This window comes from Neobacillus muris, from assembly GCF_943193175.1.
In the GTDB taxonomy this organism is placed as follows: Bacteria; Bacillota; Bacilli; order Bacillales; family Cytobacillaceae; genus Neobacillus; species Neobacillus muris.
In genome coordinates this window covers 17,889-36,037 of record NZ_CALPDF010000011.1, presented here as the reverse complement: position 1 = coordinate 36,037, position 18,149 = coordinate 17,889, and the positions used below count along the sequence as shown (strand labels likewise).

Genomic DNA, 18,149 nt, shown 5'->3' with positions numbered 1-18,149 from the left:
GTCTATTTTTTTTGCTGATTTTGTATAGTTCATCGGATTCGCAAATAAGAGGCTAGAATTCGCGAATAAAAGCAAATGCTGTCATAAAACACAGAGCGGCACACACTTTTTAAACTTTCTATATGAAAATGATAGCGAACCTCTTAAGTTAGTCTTAAGATTCCATTAGTAATATTCAGTTTGGATAGGGAGATTCGTTTAAGGCGGCCCTAATTAATAAACTCGAATATTAAAGGAGTCAGAGCCATGAATATCTTATTGGCTGAAGATGATGAGCGGCTTGGTGAATTAATTGCCTATATGTTAAAAAAGAAGGGCGGATACAAGGTCGATTGGGTAATGGAAGGAGACGAAGCCTGTTTCTATGCGACATCCGCCCACTATGATGTATTGATTATGGACTGGATGATGCCCAATGGCACAGGTGTGGAGGTATGCCGCCGGCTGCGAAAAGAAGGTTATTCGGGCGCCATCCTGATGTTGACCGCCAAAGATTCGGTCCAAGACCGAATCAACGGACTCGATTCTGGTGCGGATGATTATCTCGTCAAACCATTTGAGATCGATGAACTGCTGGCCCGCCTGCGTGCACTATCCCGCAGAAACTATGCGCCGATCGTAGAAGATCAAGTGCAAATCGGTGATTTAATCCTGAACCGTCAAAGTCATATGGTCCGTTCCGGAAATCATGAAATGAGCTTGAGTCCCCGTGAATTTCAGCTTTTGGATTTATTTGTGCAAAATAAAGGGCAAGTCCTGCCGCGTGAGGTTATTTTGGAACGGATTTGGGGGCTTGATGCGGATGTTACGCTTAAAACCATCGATGCAACCGTTAAATTAATTCGCAAAAAATTAGGAAAGCTAGGGAAGTCCAGTGTGCTGCAGAGTGTCAGAGGGGTAGGGTATAAGTTTGAAAACTAATCTTGTTGCTTTTATACGCGCCTTCACGAATCGCCGGGAGAAGGACGTTTTTAAACATACACAAGGACGTCTGATCCGGGTTTATAGCGGTATGATTATGTTATTTCTCATTCTGTTTATCGTCATTGTGTATTCTGTTTTGTATTTTGTCATTCTAAACAATCAAGAACGTGAATTAAAAACGATGATTGAGCAAGAAGCCAGCTTTATTGAAAATTATCTATCGAGCAGCCAGCAGAGTGATCTCCACAGCATGCAGGACCAAGAGGTCGTGTTTGCGGGAGCCAATCAATTTTTTTACTATGTAGTTCATTCTGATGGGGAATTGATTTTGGGAAATGAAGCAAATTCCAGAATGAGGCCACAGCTGCTTGGGATACTGAATAAAAGCTTTAAAGGGACAGCTGGCATTTATAAAGAAATTGTGCACATTCAAGGGAATCCAAGAGGACGGGGCGGCATGGGAGAATTTCGTCCGCCTGAACAGGATCAGGATATCCGCCTGATGATTGCAAGTCAGCCTCTTTATTCAAAAGGGGAGTACATTGGCCAGTTATATATTGGGAAGGATATATCGTTTGCCTATCAGTTATTCCACTGGATGCTTGTGATTCTTTTTGTCATTGGCCTCGTTTTTTTTGGCGTTGCGATGTACATTAGTGCCGTCATGTCAAAACGGGCCATGGTTCCGATTAGCCGCGCATATAAACGGCAGCAGGAGTTTGTTGCGGATGCCTCGCACGAACTGCGGACTCCTTTAAGTGTGCTGCTGTCGTCCGTGGATGCCATGGAGATGACGATCGAACCGAGTAAAGACGGCTTCTCCAATAAAATGCTAACCAATATGAGGCAGGAAATAAAACGGATGTCTCACTTGGTCACAGACCTGCTGACGCTGGCCCGGTCCGACTCCAATAGACTGGAGCTTGCAATGGAATCATTCGAATTCTTCCAGCAGGCCCAAAAAGCCATGGAGTCTGTCCGCCCGCTGGCTGCACTTAAGGGTATAGCGCTTCATTTGATTGGGCAGGGACCTGTAATGGTTACAGGGGACCAGCAAAAACTATCTCAGCTTTTATATATCCTATTAGATAATGGGATTAAATACACGCCGAATGGCGGTGAAGTAAAGCTCCACCTCACCCAAAAAGGAAAGGAACTGGGAATTATTGTCCAGGATACGGGAATAGGGATTAGAAAAGAAGACTATAGCAGGATATTTGAGCGGTTTTACCGGGCGGATGCCTCCCGCACCCGGCAAATGGGCGGGCATGGATTGGGGCTTTCGATTGCCAAATGGATTGTCGAGGCCCATAAGGGAACGATAAAGGTATCCAGCGAAATCGACAAAGGGACCAGCTTTATCATTCGCATCCCGCAGCCCGTTGGACCCTTAAATACCGTTCATCAAGAGCCGCCTGGCAGCTGAGTTTAAAAATGACTGAATTGGGACGCCCAGCATATTGGCGCCTCTTTTTTTATATTGTTAGATAAAGGAAACGGTTCCCAAAACATTCCAACTGCTTTATGATAGAGAGTAAGAATGGATATGGGTGGGAGTCGTTTGTTTCTACTAGATTACATAATTAATCTCTCTATTTTTTCACTGCTAGTAAGCATACCGTTAATCATACAGTCTTTTATCAATATTAACCCCATCAAACACGTCCGGATCTGGGGCGGAGTGTATGCGGGAATTGTATCTGTCATTTTAATAGAATTATCCTTCCAGCAGCAAGGCTATACCTACGATATCCGCTATTCTGCCATCATCCTAAGTTTTGCATATTTGGGTCCAATTCCGGGTCTCATCGCCGGCGTCCTTGCCCTGATGACAAGATTGGCTGCCAGCGGCCATTGGGCTCCGGCTATTATTGGCTGGGCGGCCATCTCTGCCGGATGCTTGCTGGTTCATTGGCTGATGCCGCGCATCCCTTCTGCACAAAAAACATTCATTTTGTATGGGGTCTATCTTGTGATCTATGGGATTACCGTGCCAGGATTTTTTCACGTTTTTCGGGGGCAGCCGCTGTTTCATTTCCAGTATGTCCTGTTTGTCCTGCTGGGGGTCATCCTAGGGGTGCTATTGATTGAGTCGTATTTAAAGCTGTACCGTCTTAACGACAGGTTGAAGGCGATGTACAAGCTGGTGGAGGAAAGCGAGTCTAATTATCGTTTGATTGCCGAAAATACGTCGGATCTGATCAAAGTCATGGATAAAGATCACCGGATCCGCTACTTTTCTCCTTCCCATAAACATGTTTTGGGCTATGAATTGGAGGAATTAGAGGGAATGGAATTAATCGGATGGATTCATCCAGATGATGCAGCGAATTTTGGAAGCACGATACAGTTAATGTTTGAAAAAAAACAATTCTACTCCATGGAATTCCGGTTCCGGCATAAGGATGGACGCTTTATTGAATTTGAATCACGCTGCATGCCAGTCAAAGGAGAACATGGTTCTATCGAGCATATTGTCATCGTCAGCCGGGATATCTCCGAGCGGAAAAAATCAGAAGAAATGTTACTGCAATCGGAAAAACTGTCCATTGTAGGAGAACTGGCCGCTGGAGTCGCTCATGAAATCCGTAATCCGCTAACGACAATAAAGGGCTTTGTCCAATTGTACAAAGCACAAAATGTGACATTTGAATACAGCGATTTGCTGTTAAATGAATTAGAGCGGATCGAGGCAATCACCAGTGAAATGCTTACCTTAGGAAAACCGCAGGCGGTCAAGCTGGTTCTTGCGGATGCACGCGAATTGATCGAAAGCACAGTGGAGCTGATCTCTCCCCAGGCTCTCATGAATGGTGTGGAGATCCGTGTTACAGCAGAGGAGAGCGGCTTTTTCATCACTTGTGAACAAAATCAGTTAAAGCAAGTATTCCTCAATCTTTTTAAAAATGCTATTGAGGCAATGCCTGGAGGGGGAAAGATACAAGTCCAGCTCCGAAAAGGTGAAGAGGGGATTTGTATGGTATCCATCAAGGACCAAGGGTGCGGCATTCCTGCAGAAATTCTGCCTCGCCTGGGAGAGCCTTTTTATACACTGAAGGAGAAGGGGACGGGTCTTGGGATCATGATTTGCACCAAAATTATCAAACAGCACCATGGCACGATCACATTCGAAAGTAAAGAGAATGAAGGAACGCTGGTCCAGATTCAATTGCCGTTAGCCGGCTAAAATAGCATAGGGCTTAGGTATAAGGGATCCCATGTTGTTGAAATGGAGGTGAAGCGAATGTGTTTAATCTTATTTGCCTATCAGGTTCACCCAGTGTACAAGCTGGTGATAGCTGCGAACCGGGATGAGTCTTACGAGCGTCCTACGGCACCAGCGTACTATTGGGAGGACGAGCCTCATATTTTGGCAGGCAGGGATTTAGAAAAAATGGGTACATGGATGGGGGTTACGAAGGATGGACGATTTGCCGCCTTGACAAATTATCGTAATCCAAAGGAATCCACAGAAGGGAAGCGCTCACGCGGGGAGCTTGTGGCAGAGGCATTAAAAGCTTCAAATTTAGATATTTATATGAAGGGCTTAAAAAACCGCTCAGATTGGTATCCTGGATATAATTTAATAGCAGGCGGCACGGATGGGCTTTATTATTTTTCAAATATTGACAAGAATCTAATACGGTTGGAGCCGGGAATTTATGGGGTCAGTAACCATTTATTGGACACGGAATGGCCAAAAGTAGTGAAAGGGAAGGCGGAGTTGTCCAAGGTGATTAACGGAAGCCGGGAAATCTTAGTGGATGAACTTTTCAAGCTTCTTCAAAACAGTGACCCCGCTCCTGATGACCGGCTCCCGCAAACGGGTGTATCGTTAGAATTAGAGCGAATATTATCGCCGTTATTTATCAAGAGTGAGCATTATGGAACAAGAAGTTCCACGGTGCTGTTAATGTCAAATCAGGAAATCCAATACATAGAGCGGGTTTTTACAGCCGGCCATGCGGGGGAGCAGAGTTTTCAAATACGTATTTAAAGAAGGATAAGAGGTACCTGGAAAAGGAATTTTCTAGGTGCTTTTTTTGTTCGGCGCTGTCCCCATATTCTAAAGCATAAACGCATGGTTTGAAAAAATTGGTCATTTTAGTAAGATTTTTTGGCGGTGATATATACTAATAGTAGAAGGGAGAGTGGTAAATTTGAAAAAAGGCTATATGGTCCTAGGGATTATTGCCGTTGTCATTGTTGCTCTCGGCATCATGTGGATGTCCAGTTATAATAGTTTCGTGAACCTGGAGGAAAACGTCGATCAGTCTTATGCACAAATTGAAAATCAACTGCAGCGTAGGCTGGATTTAATACCCAACCTGGTGAATACTGTAAAGGGCTATGCGTCCCATGAGAAAGAAGTCATTGCCTCTGTATCGGATGCCCGGGCAAGACTGGCTGGTGCCAATACCCCGGCAGAGGAAGCGACTGCAAATGCAGAACTATCAAATGCGTTAAGCCGATTGCTGGTGGTCGTGGAAAACTATCCAAACCTTAAAGCCGACCAGCAATTTACCCAACTGATGGATGAACTCTCAGGAACCGAAAATAGAATTGCCGTAGCCCGAAAGGATTATAATGACCAGGTAGCGGAGTATAACAAAAAAGTCAAACGATTCCCGGGCTCCATTATAGCGGGCTTTGGCGGATTTGATGAAAAAGAATACTTCCAAGCAGATCCAAAAGCACAAGAGGCACCCCAAGTTGATTTTGGGGGCAATGGGGGATGAGAACCAGGAAGGTCTTCAGCATATTTTTGGTGTCCTTAACCCTTTTCCTGAGCGCACGGAGTGCCTTTGCTGAGGATGTTCAGGTTCCCATGCCTGTTGGAGATATTTATGTTCAAGATTTTGCGCAGGTCCTGAACCAAACTGAAAAATCACAGCTTAATCAACTGGGCCGAAGCATTGAAGACCAGACAACTGCTCAAGTAGCTGTATTAACAATCCAATCAATTGGAGACAGGACAATTGAGGAATTTGCAAATGAGGCATTCCGGCAATATGGAATTGGCAGCAAGCAGGACAATGGGGTTTTGCTTGTATTGGCCATGAACGAAAGAAAAGCCAGGTTGGAGGTTGGATACGGTCTTGAAGGAAGAATTCCCGATGGCAAGGCAGGAAGAATCATAGATCAATATGCGATTCCTTACCTAAAAAATCAACAGCCCAATCGTGCTGTAATAGAAACCTACAAAGCCTTAGCAAACGAGGTTTTCACTGAGTACGGCATAGAAGGGCAGCAGACTGCGGAGCCGGGTCCTGTACAGCAAAGTACCGATCAACAGGATAAGGGATTGGGAATTCCCTCTTGGCTGATTATACTCATTGTCGTAGTTCTAGTGTTTATTGATATTAAATTTTTTGGAGGAACCCTTACCTATTTTCTGCTTTCAATTATATCCCGCGGCGGGGGAAGAGGCGGAGGCGGGGGGTCTCGGGGCGGCGGAGGCGGTTCGTCGGGCGGAGGCGGTGCCAGCCGTGGCTGGTAGACGCTTTACGCAAATTAATACAAATAACAAGGCTTCCAGCTCACCAAAACTGGGAGCCTGTTTCTTTGTATCAAACTGGCAGGTCTAATTGGTAATGACCCTTTTCTTCCGCCAATATGTATATACCCCAATACAGGCAGCCAGAAGTATGAAAAATAGGTAAATACTGTATTTTGAAAGATAGCCTGCCACATGTGTCCAGTTTTCTCCTAGCACCCTTCCGGTTGTGATAAAAATAAAGCACCAGCTAATGGCACCTGAATAAGAAAAAAGGGCAAATTTTTTATAGCTGTAGCTGTTGATCCCCGCTAGATATGCTGATATATGCCGTAGTCCGGGGATGAAATAGCCAATAAATAGCAGCAGCGGACCCATCTTTTCAAAAAGCCTTTTGGTGCGGTGAATCCTTTCCTCTGTAAGATGAAGTTTTGGACCAAACTTATGCAGGAATGGCGCCCCCAATTTAACCCCTAACAAGTAACTGAGAGTGATCCCGCCGAAGGCACCAATCATCGAGAAGATCAGTGAAGGCAGAAAGGACATTTTTCCGGTATAAACAATATAGCCTACATAGGTTAGGAGAATCTCATCGGGAATCGGCAGGCCAATAATCCCTCCTATTAAAGCCAGAGTAATCCCCAAATAACCATAATGCCCAATTAAACCAGCTAAATGGTGCAACTCCTACACTTCCTGTCCATGAATGATGTATTTCTATCAATTATATATTTTTTACAGAAAAATAAAAATTATGTATGGTATCAATTGATGGCGGCCCTTCCAAAAAAATGCGAAGCCTGGCTCGCCAATAAGTAAATAAGGAGGCACCATCGGTTATGGGATGGTGCCTTATGGAGTATAGTGGGTATTTAGGACGAAGTTTGTTCTCCGCCGTTCACATGGATGGTCTGACCGGTCACAAAGCGAGAATCATCCGAGGCGAGGTAAACATAGGCTGGAGCGAGCTCGAATGGCTGTCCTTGCCGCTGCATCGGATTATCCGCAAGCACGACTTGATCCTCTGAAAAACTGGCTGGAATTAGCGGAGTCCAGACACGTCCAGGAGCAACCGCGTTAACCCGGATGCCTTTCTTAATTAAATTATTGGCTAATGCCCGTGTAAAACCAACATTTGCAGCTTTAGTAGCAGAATAATCAATCAGCTGATCATTTCCGTAATAGGCCACGAAGGAGGCTGTATTGATAATCGAACTCCCTGCCTTTAAATAATGCAGGGCTTGGCGGGTCGTATAAAAGTGGGAATAGACATTGACCTTAAATGTCGTGTCAAACTGTTCATCGGTAATATCCAACAGGCTTAATTGCTGGAATTGGACCCCTGCATGGTTGACTAGGACATCGAGTTTGCCGAAGGTTTGAATGGTATGTTCCACGTTATCAACACATTGCTGTTTATTCCGTAAATCACCAGGCAGCAGTAAGCACTGCTGTCCCAGCTCTTCAATTCTTGCTTTGGTCCGGTTGGCATCCTCGTGCTCGTCTAAATAAGAAATGGCGACATCGGCACCTTCTTTGGCAAATGCAATCGCAACGGCTGCACCAATGCCGCTGTCCCCGCCCGTAATCAGTGCGGTTTTTCCGGCCAGTTTGCTGCTGCCGCGATAGTTGGGATTTTCAATGATCGGTCTTGGGACCATTAAGCCTTCGACACCGGGCTGGCGAAGCTGGCGCTGTTCTGGAACGGTAATCGGAACGTCCTCATAGCGAGTAATTTTACCATAATGGGGGTATAGGGGATAGGATGGTTCAGCGGGATGAGTTGGTCGATCGTTAGGCACAAGCATCCTCCTCAATAAAGCAATTTGCGATACATTATGACTAATGGGCGAATATCGTGCCTGGCAAAACAGCGCAAATTGCAGAAATTTCAACCTGTACGCGCTCAGGACATCAACAAAATGAATACCGTAATATAAAAAACATGGAGGGAAACCCGATGCAATACCTGCAATACCTGCAATACAGGCCAGAAATAAAATTCTTGCTAATCAACCATTCCGATGAAAAAGTGAAAATATTATACAACTCCAATCCACACCCATTCCAACTCCCTAAAATCGGCAACAGGCCGCCCTTCTACACCAACCCGCGATATGAACAATATTACCCTGTCATTTAGTGGGCATTTAGTGGGGACAGTCCCCGCTATGGTGAAGTTTTTTGTGAAATAAGGTTTGACGAATGAGAGTTTGTTCTTTATCATATAGTGGAAGTGAGTACCCGACTTGAACGGGAGAGGTTCATAGCTGAAACCCTCTATAAAAAACTATGGATTCATGACATTACGCCATGTCCATACGGATGTGGCTTTTTATTTTGCTGAAATCCGAGTAGTTTGCCTATAGATTGCTTGAGAGTGAACCCTCCTGTTTAACATGCTAATACATTGCAGGAGGTTTTTTTATGTCTGGACGTACATCAGAACAAGGATTAAAAGAGTTAACTTTATTAGGTAATCAAGGCACTGAATATTCATTTGATTATGCGCCTGAGGTTTTGGAGGCAGTCGATAATCTTCATACGGGCCGCGATTATTTTGTGAAATTTAACTGTCCTGAGTTTACCAGTCTTTGCCCGCTGACCCGCCAGCCGGATTTCGCGACGATTTATATCTCCTATATTCCGGATAAAAAAATCGTGGAAAGCAAATCTCTAAAGCTGTATTTATTCAGCTTTAGAAATCATGGCGATTTCCATGAAGACTGTGTCAATATCATCATGAATGATCTGATTCAGTTATTGGATCCCCGATATATTGAGGTTTGGGGCAAGTTCACTCCTCGCGGCGGCATTTCGATTGACCCGTGGTGCAATTACGGGAAACCGGGAACTAAATACGAAAAAATGGCCGATTTCCGGTTGATGAACCATGACCTTTACCCTGAAAAGGTGGATAACCGCTAAGAGGGAACAAAATAAAAGCAAAGAGAGGACGGCTCTTTCTGCTTCTTCTTATGAAAGGGAAGCAGGAAGAGCCGTCCTTATTTATTTGATAAGTATAAAAGTTTTAGAATTTGAGAATTGCCAAGCTCCTGGCATACGGCACTGACCAAGGTGCCCGCGCTTTTCTTATATGCACAATAACAAGTAACTTAAGCAACCGGCAAATGCGCCGAGAAAGGCGCCAACCAGAACATCCGATGGATAGTGGAGCCCCAGGTAGATTCGTGACAAACCTACACTAAGACCCAATAGGATGAGAAGGAAAGCAATCTGAGGCACGGATAAGATATAGGGAGTCAAAATAGCGAATATGGCTGTTGTATGACCGGAAGGAAAAGAGTGATCCTTTAGCGGATTTTCAGGAAACTTGGTGCTATCTAATGTCAGATAGGGCCTTTTTCTGGGAAACAGCACTTTGGCAATTTGAACCGGTATATGGCTTGCAGATAAAGCAAGGGCGCCGGCAATTGCAAGCAGCCGGGTTTCCCTGGACCATGATAACAAGTACAACAGGATGGAAGCAGATATGGTGAATCTTGCTCCGCCTAGATGGGTAACTGTCCGAAAAAACAGATTCAGCCAAACCCGTTCAAAATGACGATTAATCTTATGGAAAATTCGGCACTCAAAACCATATAGCACATGTAAAATTCTTATCATAATCCGCTCTCCTTAAAAGTGTTTTACACTCAAACTGGATGGGCTTATAGATAAACAAGCGAAACCAGCCGGAAACAGTTATTCTATCATTCAACCTGCCTCGTATAATTAAAGGGTTTATCTCTATTATATCGGGGAAAGAATGTCCATTTTTAAACTCGGTGTAAAGAACATGTAAAGTCTTTGTATACATAGACGTCTTGGCTTTAATAAATTCCCTCTAAATTAAACCTTTCATGCTTTACACTTTATCATCTTCAAGTGAGCGTGAAAAGGTAGGCTGATAGAAGCGGGAAACGAAAAGGCTTCTGAAAGTCTGGTCTAAGGGTTTGAAATTTCCAGCGTTGTTTTCGTGCTTTTGCCATCCTAACCAGGGAAAACGATTTGATTCAAACGGACCGCCAATCGCCTTGGAGATAAAATAGCCTACTCGTGATACAATAGTATCCAGCGAGGTGAAGAAGTATGGTATGGAAAGTAAATCATTCGACCAAACAGACGGCCGACCGGTTTGAAATCACGATGGATGAAGTGGAACTGCCAAATGGGGAGCAAAAGCGGTTTTCCTATGTGGATTTTGCAAAGGGAGTTTGTATCCTCCCGATTAACCAAAATAAGAAAGTCCTGTGCATAAAGCAATATCGCCATTCCTTAAAAAGCTGGCAGTGGGAGCTGCCTGCTGGCATGATCGACCCTGAGGATGCCTCACCAAAGGAAGCCGCCAAGCGGGAATTGGAAGAGGAAACTGGATATAGAGCTGAACACTGGCTGGAACTCGGCAGCGTCTATCCGTCTCCCGGTTCTACCAGCGAAGAAATCTTCTTATATGCCGCTGCCGGCTTAACACCCACGCAGCAGAAGCTAGACAGCAGCGAACAACTGGAACTCTATGAAATCAGCATGGAGGAACTCAAAGAAATGATTGTTAGCGGTGAGTTCAACCATGGGGCAGGACTGGCAGCCATCCTAAGGTATAAGTTTACAACAGATTAGGGGCCTGTCCCCCAGCGCATTAATGCGGTAAAGGAAATGCCTTCACATTTTTTGTGTGGAGGTTTTTTGTTGTAAAATTTGCGTTTAAAGTGTAAAATTACACTAAATATACATAGTGATTGTTTGGTTGAGGAGGGGTTGGATGAAGCGGGGGTTTGGGTTGTTGACGGGTTATTTTGGAGTTATACCTTTGATTCTAGCATTTTGTACGCTAGTAATCTTGATGACGGGATATGATCAGGTAATCGTTGTTTCATTATTGGTGCTTATTATAGGAGGGGGTGCTGCCGGGATTTACGCAGGAATCAAGCGGCATTCTGACAAGATGGGTGTCAGCTTTGCCCTTTTCCTTTTGCCGCTGGCCTATACTTCTGTTTTATGGGCAGTGTTTATGTTGATTTCCGGCGGATTTTATGGTGCTGGTGCTTGGTTATTTTATGGCATCTTTCACATTGGACTAGCACCGATTTTTTTGTTTTCCATGTTAATGGGAGAAGGGAGACTGTTTCTTTGGGCGCCGCTGGCTTACGAAGCTGCTTTTATGGCAGGAATGATTCTTGCAGCCATCATGAACCGGGCACTTCCATCCATTAATAGAAAGCACTTGATTACACTCATAACTGTGTTTATTCTGGCAATGGGAACAGGTGGAGCCGTGCAATGGCAGCGAAGCAAAACGGTCCTGCCCGCCTCCTATGGATTTCAATATGGCGGCGGATACTCTAGTACGGATTTAACTCCGTATGAAGTGGCCAATCCTGATAACGAACTGCCGAAACTAGAAACCCCTTCAACATTCACCATTAAGGATCCAAATGATATGCCCGTTTTAGATGGAGCGGAGGCGGCCTTCCCAGTTTATTCTGCTTTTGCCAATGTGGTCTATGAAAATGCCTCGAAGGTAGTCACCGATAAACAGGAAGTGGTGGCCTTCACGAATACCATTTATGCCTATGAACGGCTTTTATCAGGGGATATCGATATATACTTTGGAGCTGAACCGTCAAAAGAACAGCAGGAAATGGCTAAACAAGCAGGAAAAGAGCTTTTGTTAACGCCAATTGGAAAAGAAGCGTTTGTATTTTTCGTCAATCCGGCTAATCCTGTTGCAAACCTAAAAGTTGAGGAAATCAAGGGAATCTATTCGGGAAAAATAACCAGCTGGTCGGAACTTGGCGGAACGAATCAGAAAATCATTGCCTTCCAGCGTCCGAAAAATTCCGGCAGCCAGACCCTGCTGGAAAAAATCATGAGTGATACGAAGATTGTCGATCCATTAAAGGAAGAAGTGCCGGAAGGGATGGGCGGAATCATCGAGCAGGTAGCCGATTACCGCAACTACGAAAATGCCATCGGCTTTTCATTCCGCTTTTTTGCAACCGGAATGAATCCCAATCCCGATATTAAACTGCTTGCCATCAACGGCATCAAACCAGATCCAGAAAATATTTCATCCAGCAGCTACCCATTCACTGCCACCCTCTATGCCATTACATTAAAAGATAACACCAAGCCTGCCATTGAGCCATTCCTCGGCTGGATGCAGGGCCCTCAAGGTCAAGAGCTGATTGAAAAAATCGGCTACATCAAAATGAAGTGACGGGGACGACTGATGGTCCCCGTGTCTTTATATTTCAATGATAACGGGCAGGATCATCGGTTTGCGTTTGGTTTGGGCATAGAGGTATTGGCCGACGGTTTTTTTGATGGCTTGCTTCAGGACGCTCCATTGACGGATGTTTTCAGGAGATTGCTCATCCACTGTCTTTTTGACGAGCCGGTTGACCTCTTTAATAAGGTCCTCGGAGTTCTTGACATAGACAAATCCCCGGGTAATGGTGTCGGGTCCGGAAATGATCTTTGGTTCCAATTTACTGAGTGTTAAGACGATGGCCAGCATGCCGTCTTCCGATAACTGTCTGCGGTCGCGAAGGACGATGTCTCCAATATCGCCAATCCCCATGCCGTCCACATACGTGTCACCTGCAGGAATGGACCTTGTCTGCCGAGCCCTTCCGTTTTCGAAATCCACCACATCGCCATTTTTAATAATGAAGGTGTTCCCTTTTTCCACGCCAACGGATTCGGCCAGCTGCTGGTGATGATGCAGCATTCTGTGCTCCCCGTGCACCGGAATGAAATAGGTCGGTTTGATTAAGGTAATCATCAATTTCAAATCCTCTTGGTAGCCATGTCCGGAAACATGCATGCCCGTAGAACTTCCCGATCCATAAATTACCTTGGCCCCAAGCCGGAACAAATTATCAATGATACGGGACACATCTTTTTCATTTCCCGGAATGGGCGATGCCGCCAAAATAACCGTATCCCCAGGATGAATTGAGGCATCCCGATAGCTGCCAGCTGCCAGCCGGGCCAGCGCTGCCATGGGTTCTCCCTGGCTCCCGGTACAAAGAATAGCCACTTGTTCAGAAGGGAGCCGGTCCATTTCATTCGGCTCAATCAGCATTCCTTCCGGGACCGTCAAATAACCGCGTTCAATCGCCACATCGACTACATTCACCATACTGCGGCCGAGCAGGGCAAGCTTGCGATTGGTCTTTATGCAGGCATCCACGACTTGCTGGACCCGATTGACATTAGAGGCAAACGTAGAAATAAAAATTTTCCCTTCTGCCCGAAGGAACGCCTCATAAACATTTTCTCCAACCATGCGCTCGGATGGGGTCAGGCCGGGACGTTCGGCATTGGTGCTCTCCGATACCAATGCCAGGACGCCGCGGCGCCCCAGTTCCGCCATTTTATGAATATCGGAATATTGATGGTTTTCCGGGGTCAAATCAAATTTGAAATCCCCTGTATGAACAAGAATTCCTTCAGGTGTATCAAAAACAATGCCAAGACAATCCGGAATACTATGGCTGACCCGAAAAAACGAAACGGTCAGCTTCCCTAGTTCCAGCTTTGAATCCGAATCAATGGCAGTCAATTTGGTATCCCTGTTTAGCCGGTGTTCATCCAATTTTAATTCGATCAATCCTAATGTGAACCGAGTGGCATATATCGGAACATTGATTTTTTTAAGCAAATAGGGAATGCCGCCGATATGATCCTCATGGCCATGCGTTACCACTAAACCGCGAATTTTTTCACGATTCCCTTCTAAATAAGTCATATCCGGTATGATGAGGTCGATTCCTAACAGACTTTCATCTGGAAACTTGCCGCCGCAGTCAATGATAACGATATCGTCGCCGTATTGAACGACATACATATTTTTCCCGATTTCATCAATGCCGCCTAAGGCAAAAACAGACAGGCTATTCTCATTGGTTCCCATCACGAAAACCTCCCAAAGTTCAAATATATGGTTAGTATTCCATTAAAAAAATGATCCGATCAGCTAAAAATTGAAAATTTTTAGCTGATCGGATCATGGTTTGTTTTTTTATAGTAATAATTTTTAAAAAATAGTAAAATATCCCTATAACTTTTATTAGAAGGTGATTGTTTGGAAAAAAGGCCATTGGTTGAAAGTACTGTACTATTACTATTGATTGTGGTGACAGCTTTATTTATGCCAGCTGTGAAAGGGATTTTTGTCATTATCCCCATCATTTATTTTTTTGTAGAAGCAAAGCTCCGCAACAGAGGGAATGCCGGAATGAAGGGGAAAACTCTGCTGCAGGATATCAAACAGAGCTGGCTGCCGATTCTTCTTGTTTCGGTGGTTTTCCAGTGCGGTTACATACTGATTTTTAATACATTGCTGCCGGAGGTGGCTGAGCACGTCAAAGACCGGGTACCCTTATTACAAGATTTCAATATTGGGCTAGTGCTTAGTCTGCTTGTGCTGGCTTTAGGGGAAGAAATCACGTTTCGAGGATTGTTTCAGAACCGGTTTACCTGGGTGATGAAGCCGGCATATGCGATTATTCTTACATCGCTTGCCTTCACTTTAGCCCCCCGCTATAGCGGATTTTTTCGAAATAAGTGGGCAGGTTACTGCCGAATAAGCAGTTTAGCGGAAATTTTAATTGTCTAAACTTTCGGAATAGGATAAACTGAACTTAATATGATTAAAGGAGATGTGACCTATGCTATCGAGCATTGCAGTGGATGTTTTTCGCATAAACGATCAAAACATCAAGGGGTTACAGTAGACTTTTACCCTATACTGCTAACCCCATCACAAATTGGGGGAAACCAGGTTGATACGAAATTACAGCGAAAAATTTTTAACAGGAAATGAGATTGTTTTAAATCGGATTACACCGGAGGACTTTGAGGAGTTCTATTTGATTGAGGATGTAATGGAAAGCCGGCTATTGATGAATGATGGAATTCCATTTCCACCGACTCAAAAGGATCATGAAGGATTTTTAGAAGGCATTAGTTCCGATAACGATGAGTACACGTTTGCGATCCGTTTGAGAGACCAGCCTCTATTCATCGGCTCCATTGCGGTTTATGGAGTGAATTGGAAGAATGGCACCTGTTTCGTGGGGATTTCCATCGGTCCAGATTATCAAGGCAAAGGCTATGGGACGGATGCGATGCAAACATTAGTGTCGTTTATCTTTAACTATATGAATATCAATAAGATTAAGCTTCATGTGTTTGGATTTAATCAAAGAGCCATTCGTTCCTATGAAAAATGCGGATTTAAAACGGAAGGGATTTTAAGAGAAGAACTTTTCCGATTCGGCCAGTTTCAAGATGTTTTTACCATGGGCTTATTGAGACGGGAATGGACAGAATAGACTGTAGCCTAGTGAAATAGCTTGGGGAAACCCAGGCTATTTTTAATGGGGATAGACCTGCTTAGGATTTTATCTGAATTTTTTAAAAATAGATCATCAACTTCTTCCTGTTATCATGTTAAAATGGAATATAAAGTTAAAATATCCAATGTTAGGGTATTTTGGTCTTTTGAAATAAGAAGGGGTGGAAAGCAGTGAATATTTACGTCATCCGTCATGGGGAATCAGAGCATAATGTGGACCGAACGGTTATGGCACATACCCATGATTCACAGCATAGCTTAACGGAGCTTGGCTTCAGGCAGGCTGAGCAGACAGCTGAATTTATGAAAACAATCCTAAATGAACAGACTGTCCTGTTCGCTTCTCCTTATTTGCGGACAAAGCAGACGGCGCAAGCCATCCATCGTTTGCTCCCAGAGGAGGTTCCGTTTAAAGAGAACCCGCTGATCCGAGAATGGGAGCTTGGTAATTTGTATGACTTTACCAATCGTACACCGGAAGTGAAAAAGGAGTATAAAGCAGCAGGACAATTTTATTTTCGCTATCACAATGGAGAATCACTGGCAGACGTTTATTTGCGCGCTTCAATGTTTATGAATACAAAAATAGAACGGATCCGGCAGCAGCAGCTTTATGACAATGTTGTCATTGTGACGCACGCTGCCTTTATCCAGATGCTGCTAACCTTTCTCATGGACTGGCCTGTGGAAAGTCTGGCCCATTTTAAACCGGTGGAAAACGCATCGGTTATTAAGATTTTCGAAGAGGATGGGGAGTATCAGTTTGACAAAATTTATGTCCCAAGCATTAGCCAGCACGTGTAGGAGCTGGCCTTGGGACTCGTGAGGGATTTTCTATCTTGACAACAGGAATTTTTACTGCAATAATAGTGTTAATTTAAATACTGGTACCTTTAATTCAGTCCCGTGAGGCTGACAAGGACAGCGGATATGTTGATAAACAGGCATGGACCCTATCTATGAACCTATGTTTATCAGAAAAAGCTTCTTGTCGCATGCGGCAGGAAGCTTTTTCTATTCTCATTGTCTAAATCGAAGGCTATTCCTTCGGTACCAGTTTCAAGCATAACAAAAGACATAGTGGGGGAATTGGTATGAAAAAAGTAGATTTAGATTTTTCGTTGCAGGCGGTGCCTCTGGCAAACCGCAATGGTTTTTGGAACATGTTAGTGGTCATGCTGGGGCTTACATTTTTCTCAGCCAGTATGATGTCCGGCGGTTCATTATCCCAAGGATTAGATTTTTCAACCTTTATTTGGATCGTATTAGCAGGGAACTTAATTCTTGGTTTATACACGGGGGCATTGGCTTATATTGCAGCGAAAACCGGCCTTTCGACACATCTGCTGGCACGGTATGCTTTCGGTGAAAAAGGCTCTTATCTTCCGTCGTTTTTATTAGGGGCGACTCAAGTAGGCTGGTTTGGCGTAGGGGTTGCGATGTTTGCCATTCCGGTTCAAAAGGTAACAGGATTAGATATGTACTTATTAATTGCCATCGCAGGAATTGCCATGACGGCAACGGCCTTCTTTGGAATCAAGGCGTTAGCCATTTTAAGCTTTATCGCAGTTCCAGCGATTACGGTTCTAGGCGGCTTCTCCATGTTTCAAGCAGCGGGCACGATTGGCGGAATGGCTGGATTGATGCAATATCAGCCGGATGAAACGATGGGATTGGCTGCAGCGTTAACGGTTTGTATCGGTTCCTTTATTAGTGCAGGGTCGTTAACACCAGACTTTGCCCGATTTGCGAAAACAAAAAAATCAGCCGTTTCCTCCACGATTATCGCTTTCTTTATCGGAAATTCCCTTATGTTCCTATTCGGAGCGGTAGGGACAATTGTTACGGGAAAATCGGATATTTCGGAAGTGATGTTTGTGCAAGGCTTGATTATTCCAGCAATTATTGTTCTAGGGTTCAACATCTGGACTACGAATGATAATGCTTTATATGCTTCTGGTTTAGGATTCTCGAATATTACTAAAATCAAAAAAAGCAAAATGGTTATTTTTAACGGGATTGTCGGAACGATTTTAGCCATGTGGCTGTATAACAACTTTGTCAGCTTCTTGACGCTGCTAGGCTCGACTTTGCCATCGATTGGGGCGATTATTTTAGCAGACTACTTCATTGTGAACCGGGGCAGTTACCCGAATTTTGCTGACATGAAGTTTAAAGCGGTCAATTGGATCAGCATCCTGGCTTGGGCTGCCGGGGTGGCAGCCGCCCAATGGCTGCCAGGTATTCCCCCAATCAACGGACTTATAGGAACAGCGGTTGTCTATGTAGCGGCAACTTTCGCAGTAAAGCAAATGCAATCAGCCAACTTTACAGCAGCAGAAATGAAAAAGGTGAACTAAA

18 protein-coding genes and 1 riboswitch are annotated in these 18,149 nt (G+C 44.4%); of the genes, 14 read left to right on the top strand and 4 right to left on the bottom strand.

Annotated features, from left to right (window positions below; genetic code table 11):
* Positions 1-246 precede the first annotated feature (246 nt).
* The 6 genes from NFS43_RS10030 to NFS43_RS10005 all read left to right on the top strand — a co-directional run bounded on the left by NFS43_RS10030 (position 247) and on the right by NFS43_RS10005 (position 6,424).
* Positions 247-921 (top strand): response regulator transcription factor, encoded by a 675-nt coding sequence (locus NFS43_RS10030; protein WP_251551525.1) that lies wholly within the window; start codon positions 247-249, stop codon positions 919-921.
* Complete coding sequence (locus NFS43_RS10025; RefSeq protein WP_251551524.1) at positions 911-2,350, top strand: sensor histidine kinase; 1,440 nt, start codon at positions 911-913, stop codon at positions 2,348-2,350. Before NFS43_RS10030 ends, NFS43_RS10025 begins: the two co-directional genes overlap by 11 nt.
* Positions 2,351-2,485: 135 nt before the next feature.
* The gene (locus NFS43_RS10020) at positions 2,486-4,111 is read left to right on the top strand and encodes an ATP-binding protein (RefSeq protein ID WP_251551523.1); all 1,626 of its coding nucleotides are present in this window, start codon (positions 2,486-2,488) and stop codon (positions 4,109-4,111) included.
* 57 nt (positions 4,112-4,168) lie between these two features.
* Positions 4,169-4,921: an NRDE family protein gene (locus NFS43_RS10015; RefSeq protein ID WP_251551522.1), complete on the top strand. Its 753-nt coding sequence runs from the start codon at positions 4,169-4,171 to the stop codon at positions 4,919-4,921.
* A gap of 178 nt (positions 4,922-5,099) precedes the next feature.
* On the top strand, positions 5,100-5,663 hold the full coding sequence (locus NFS43_RS10010; protein ID WP_420910319.1) for a LemA family protein: 564 nt from the start codon (positions 5,100-5,102) through the stop codon (positions 5,661-5,663).
* Positions 5,660-6,424, top strand: a complete 765-nt coding sequence (locus NFS43_RS10005) for a TPM domain-containing protein (protein WP_251551520.1) — start codon at positions 5,660-5,662, stop codon at positions 6,422-6,424. Before NFS43_RS10010 ends, NFS43_RS10005 begins: the two co-directional genes overlap by 4 nt.
* Before the next feature lie 84 nt (positions 6,425-6,508).
* Here NFS43_RS10005 and NFS43_RS10000 read toward each other — a convergent pair whose 3' ends face one another.
* Together NFS43_RS10000 and NFS43_RS09995 are read right to left on the bottom strand one after the other, a co-directional pair.
* Entirely contained in the window at positions 6,509-7,105 is a 597-nt protein-coding gene (locus NFS43_RS10000; RefSeq protein ID WP_251551519.1) for a DedA family protein, read from the bottom strand.
* Between the two features lie 188 nt (positions 7,106-7,293).
* Positions 7,294-8,229: an SDR family oxidoreductase gene (locus tag NFS43_RS09995; protein ID WP_420910318.1), complete on the bottom strand. Its 936-nt coding sequence runs from the start codon at positions 8,227-8,229 to the stop codon at positions 7,294-7,296.
* Between the two features lie 152 nt (positions 8,230-8,381).
* Between NFS43_RS09995 and NFS43_RS09990 the strand changes: the two genes are divergently transcribed.
* Together NFS43_RS09990 and queF are read left to right on the top strand one after the other, a co-directional pair.
* On the top strand, positions 8,382-8,564 hold the full coding sequence (locus NFS43_RS09990; protein ID WP_251551590.1) for a hypothetical protein: 183 nt from the start codon (positions 8,382-8,384) through the stop codon (positions 8,562-8,564).
* A gap of 110 nt (positions 8,565-8,674) precedes the next feature.
* Positions 8,675-8,721: riboswitch (PreQ1 riboswitch) on the top strand.
* Positions 8,722-8,848: 127 nt separating this feature from the next.
* Entirely contained in the window at positions 8,849-9,349 is a 501-nt protein-coding gene (gene queF / locus NFS43_RS09985; protein WP_251551517.1) for a preQ(1) synthase, read from the top strand.
* Between the two features lie 165 nt (positions 9,350-9,514).
* Here the strand turns inward: queF and NFS43_RS09980 are convergent, their stop codons facing one another.
* Complete coding sequence (locus tag NFS43_RS09980) at positions 9,515-10,048, bottom strand: phosphatase PAP2 family protein (protein WP_251551516.1); 534 nt, start codon at positions 10,046-10,048, stop codon at positions 9,515-9,517.
* 465 nt (positions 10,049-10,513) lie between these two features.
* On the opposite strand from NFS43_RS09980, the gene NFS43_RS09975 reads away from it, so the two are divergent.
* Together NFS43_RS09975 and NFS43_RS09970 are read left to right on the top strand one after the other, a co-directional pair.
* On the top strand, positions 10,514-11,041 hold the full coding sequence (locus NFS43_RS09975; RefSeq protein ID WP_251551515.1) for an NUDIX hydrolase: 528 nt from the start codon (positions 10,514-10,516) through the stop codon (positions 11,039-11,041).
* Positions 11,042-11,183: 142 nt separating this feature from the next.
* Complete coding sequence (locus NFS43_RS09970) at positions 11,184-12,641, top strand: PstS family phosphate ABC transporter substrate-binding protein (protein ID WP_251551514.1); 1,458 nt, start codon at positions 11,184-11,186, stop codon at positions 12,639-12,641.
* Positions 12,642-12,668: 27 nt separating this feature from the next.
* On the opposite strand, the gene NFS43_RS09965 is transcribed toward NFS43_RS09970, so the two are convergent.
* On the bottom strand, positions 12,669-14,342 hold the full coding sequence (locus NFS43_RS09965; protein WP_251551513.1) for a ribonuclease J: 1,674 nt from the start codon (positions 14,340-14,342) through the stop codon (positions 12,669-12,671).
* Positions 14,343-14,513: 171 nt separating this feature from the next.
* Here NFS43_RS09965 and NFS43_RS09960 point away from each other — a divergent pair, with 171 nt between their 5' ends.
* The 4 genes from NFS43_RS09960 (at position 14,514) to codB (ending at position 18,148) form a co-directional block, all read left to right on the top strand.
* Positions 14,514-15,047 (top strand): CPBP family intramembrane glutamic endopeptidase, encoded by a 534-nt coding sequence (locus NFS43_RS09960; protein WP_251551512.1) that lies wholly within the window; start codon positions 14,514-14,516, stop codon positions 15,045-15,047.
* Positions 15,048-15,213: 166 nt separating this feature from the next.
* Entirely contained in the window at positions 15,214-15,765 is a 552-nt protein-coding gene (locus NFS43_RS09955; protein WP_251551511.1) for a GNAT family N-acetyltransferase, read from the top strand.
* Positions 15,766-15,959: 194 nt separating this feature from the next.
* Positions 15,960-16,592 carry a histidine phosphatase family protein gene (locus tag NFS43_RS09950; RefSeq protein ID WP_251551510.1) on the top strand — a complete coding sequence of 211 codons (633 nt, stop codon included), beginning with the start codon at positions 15,960-15,962 and terminating at the stop codon, positions 16,590-16,592.
* Between the two features lie 290 nt (positions 16,593-16,882).
* Positions 16,883-18,148 carry a cytosine permease gene (gene codB / locus NFS43_RS09945; RefSeq protein ID WP_251551509.1) on the top strand — a complete coding sequence of 422 codons (1,266 nt, stop codon included), beginning with the start codon at positions 16,883-16,885 and terminating at the stop codon, positions 18,146-18,148.
* The last annotated feature ends 1 nt before the right edge of the window (position 18,149 follow it).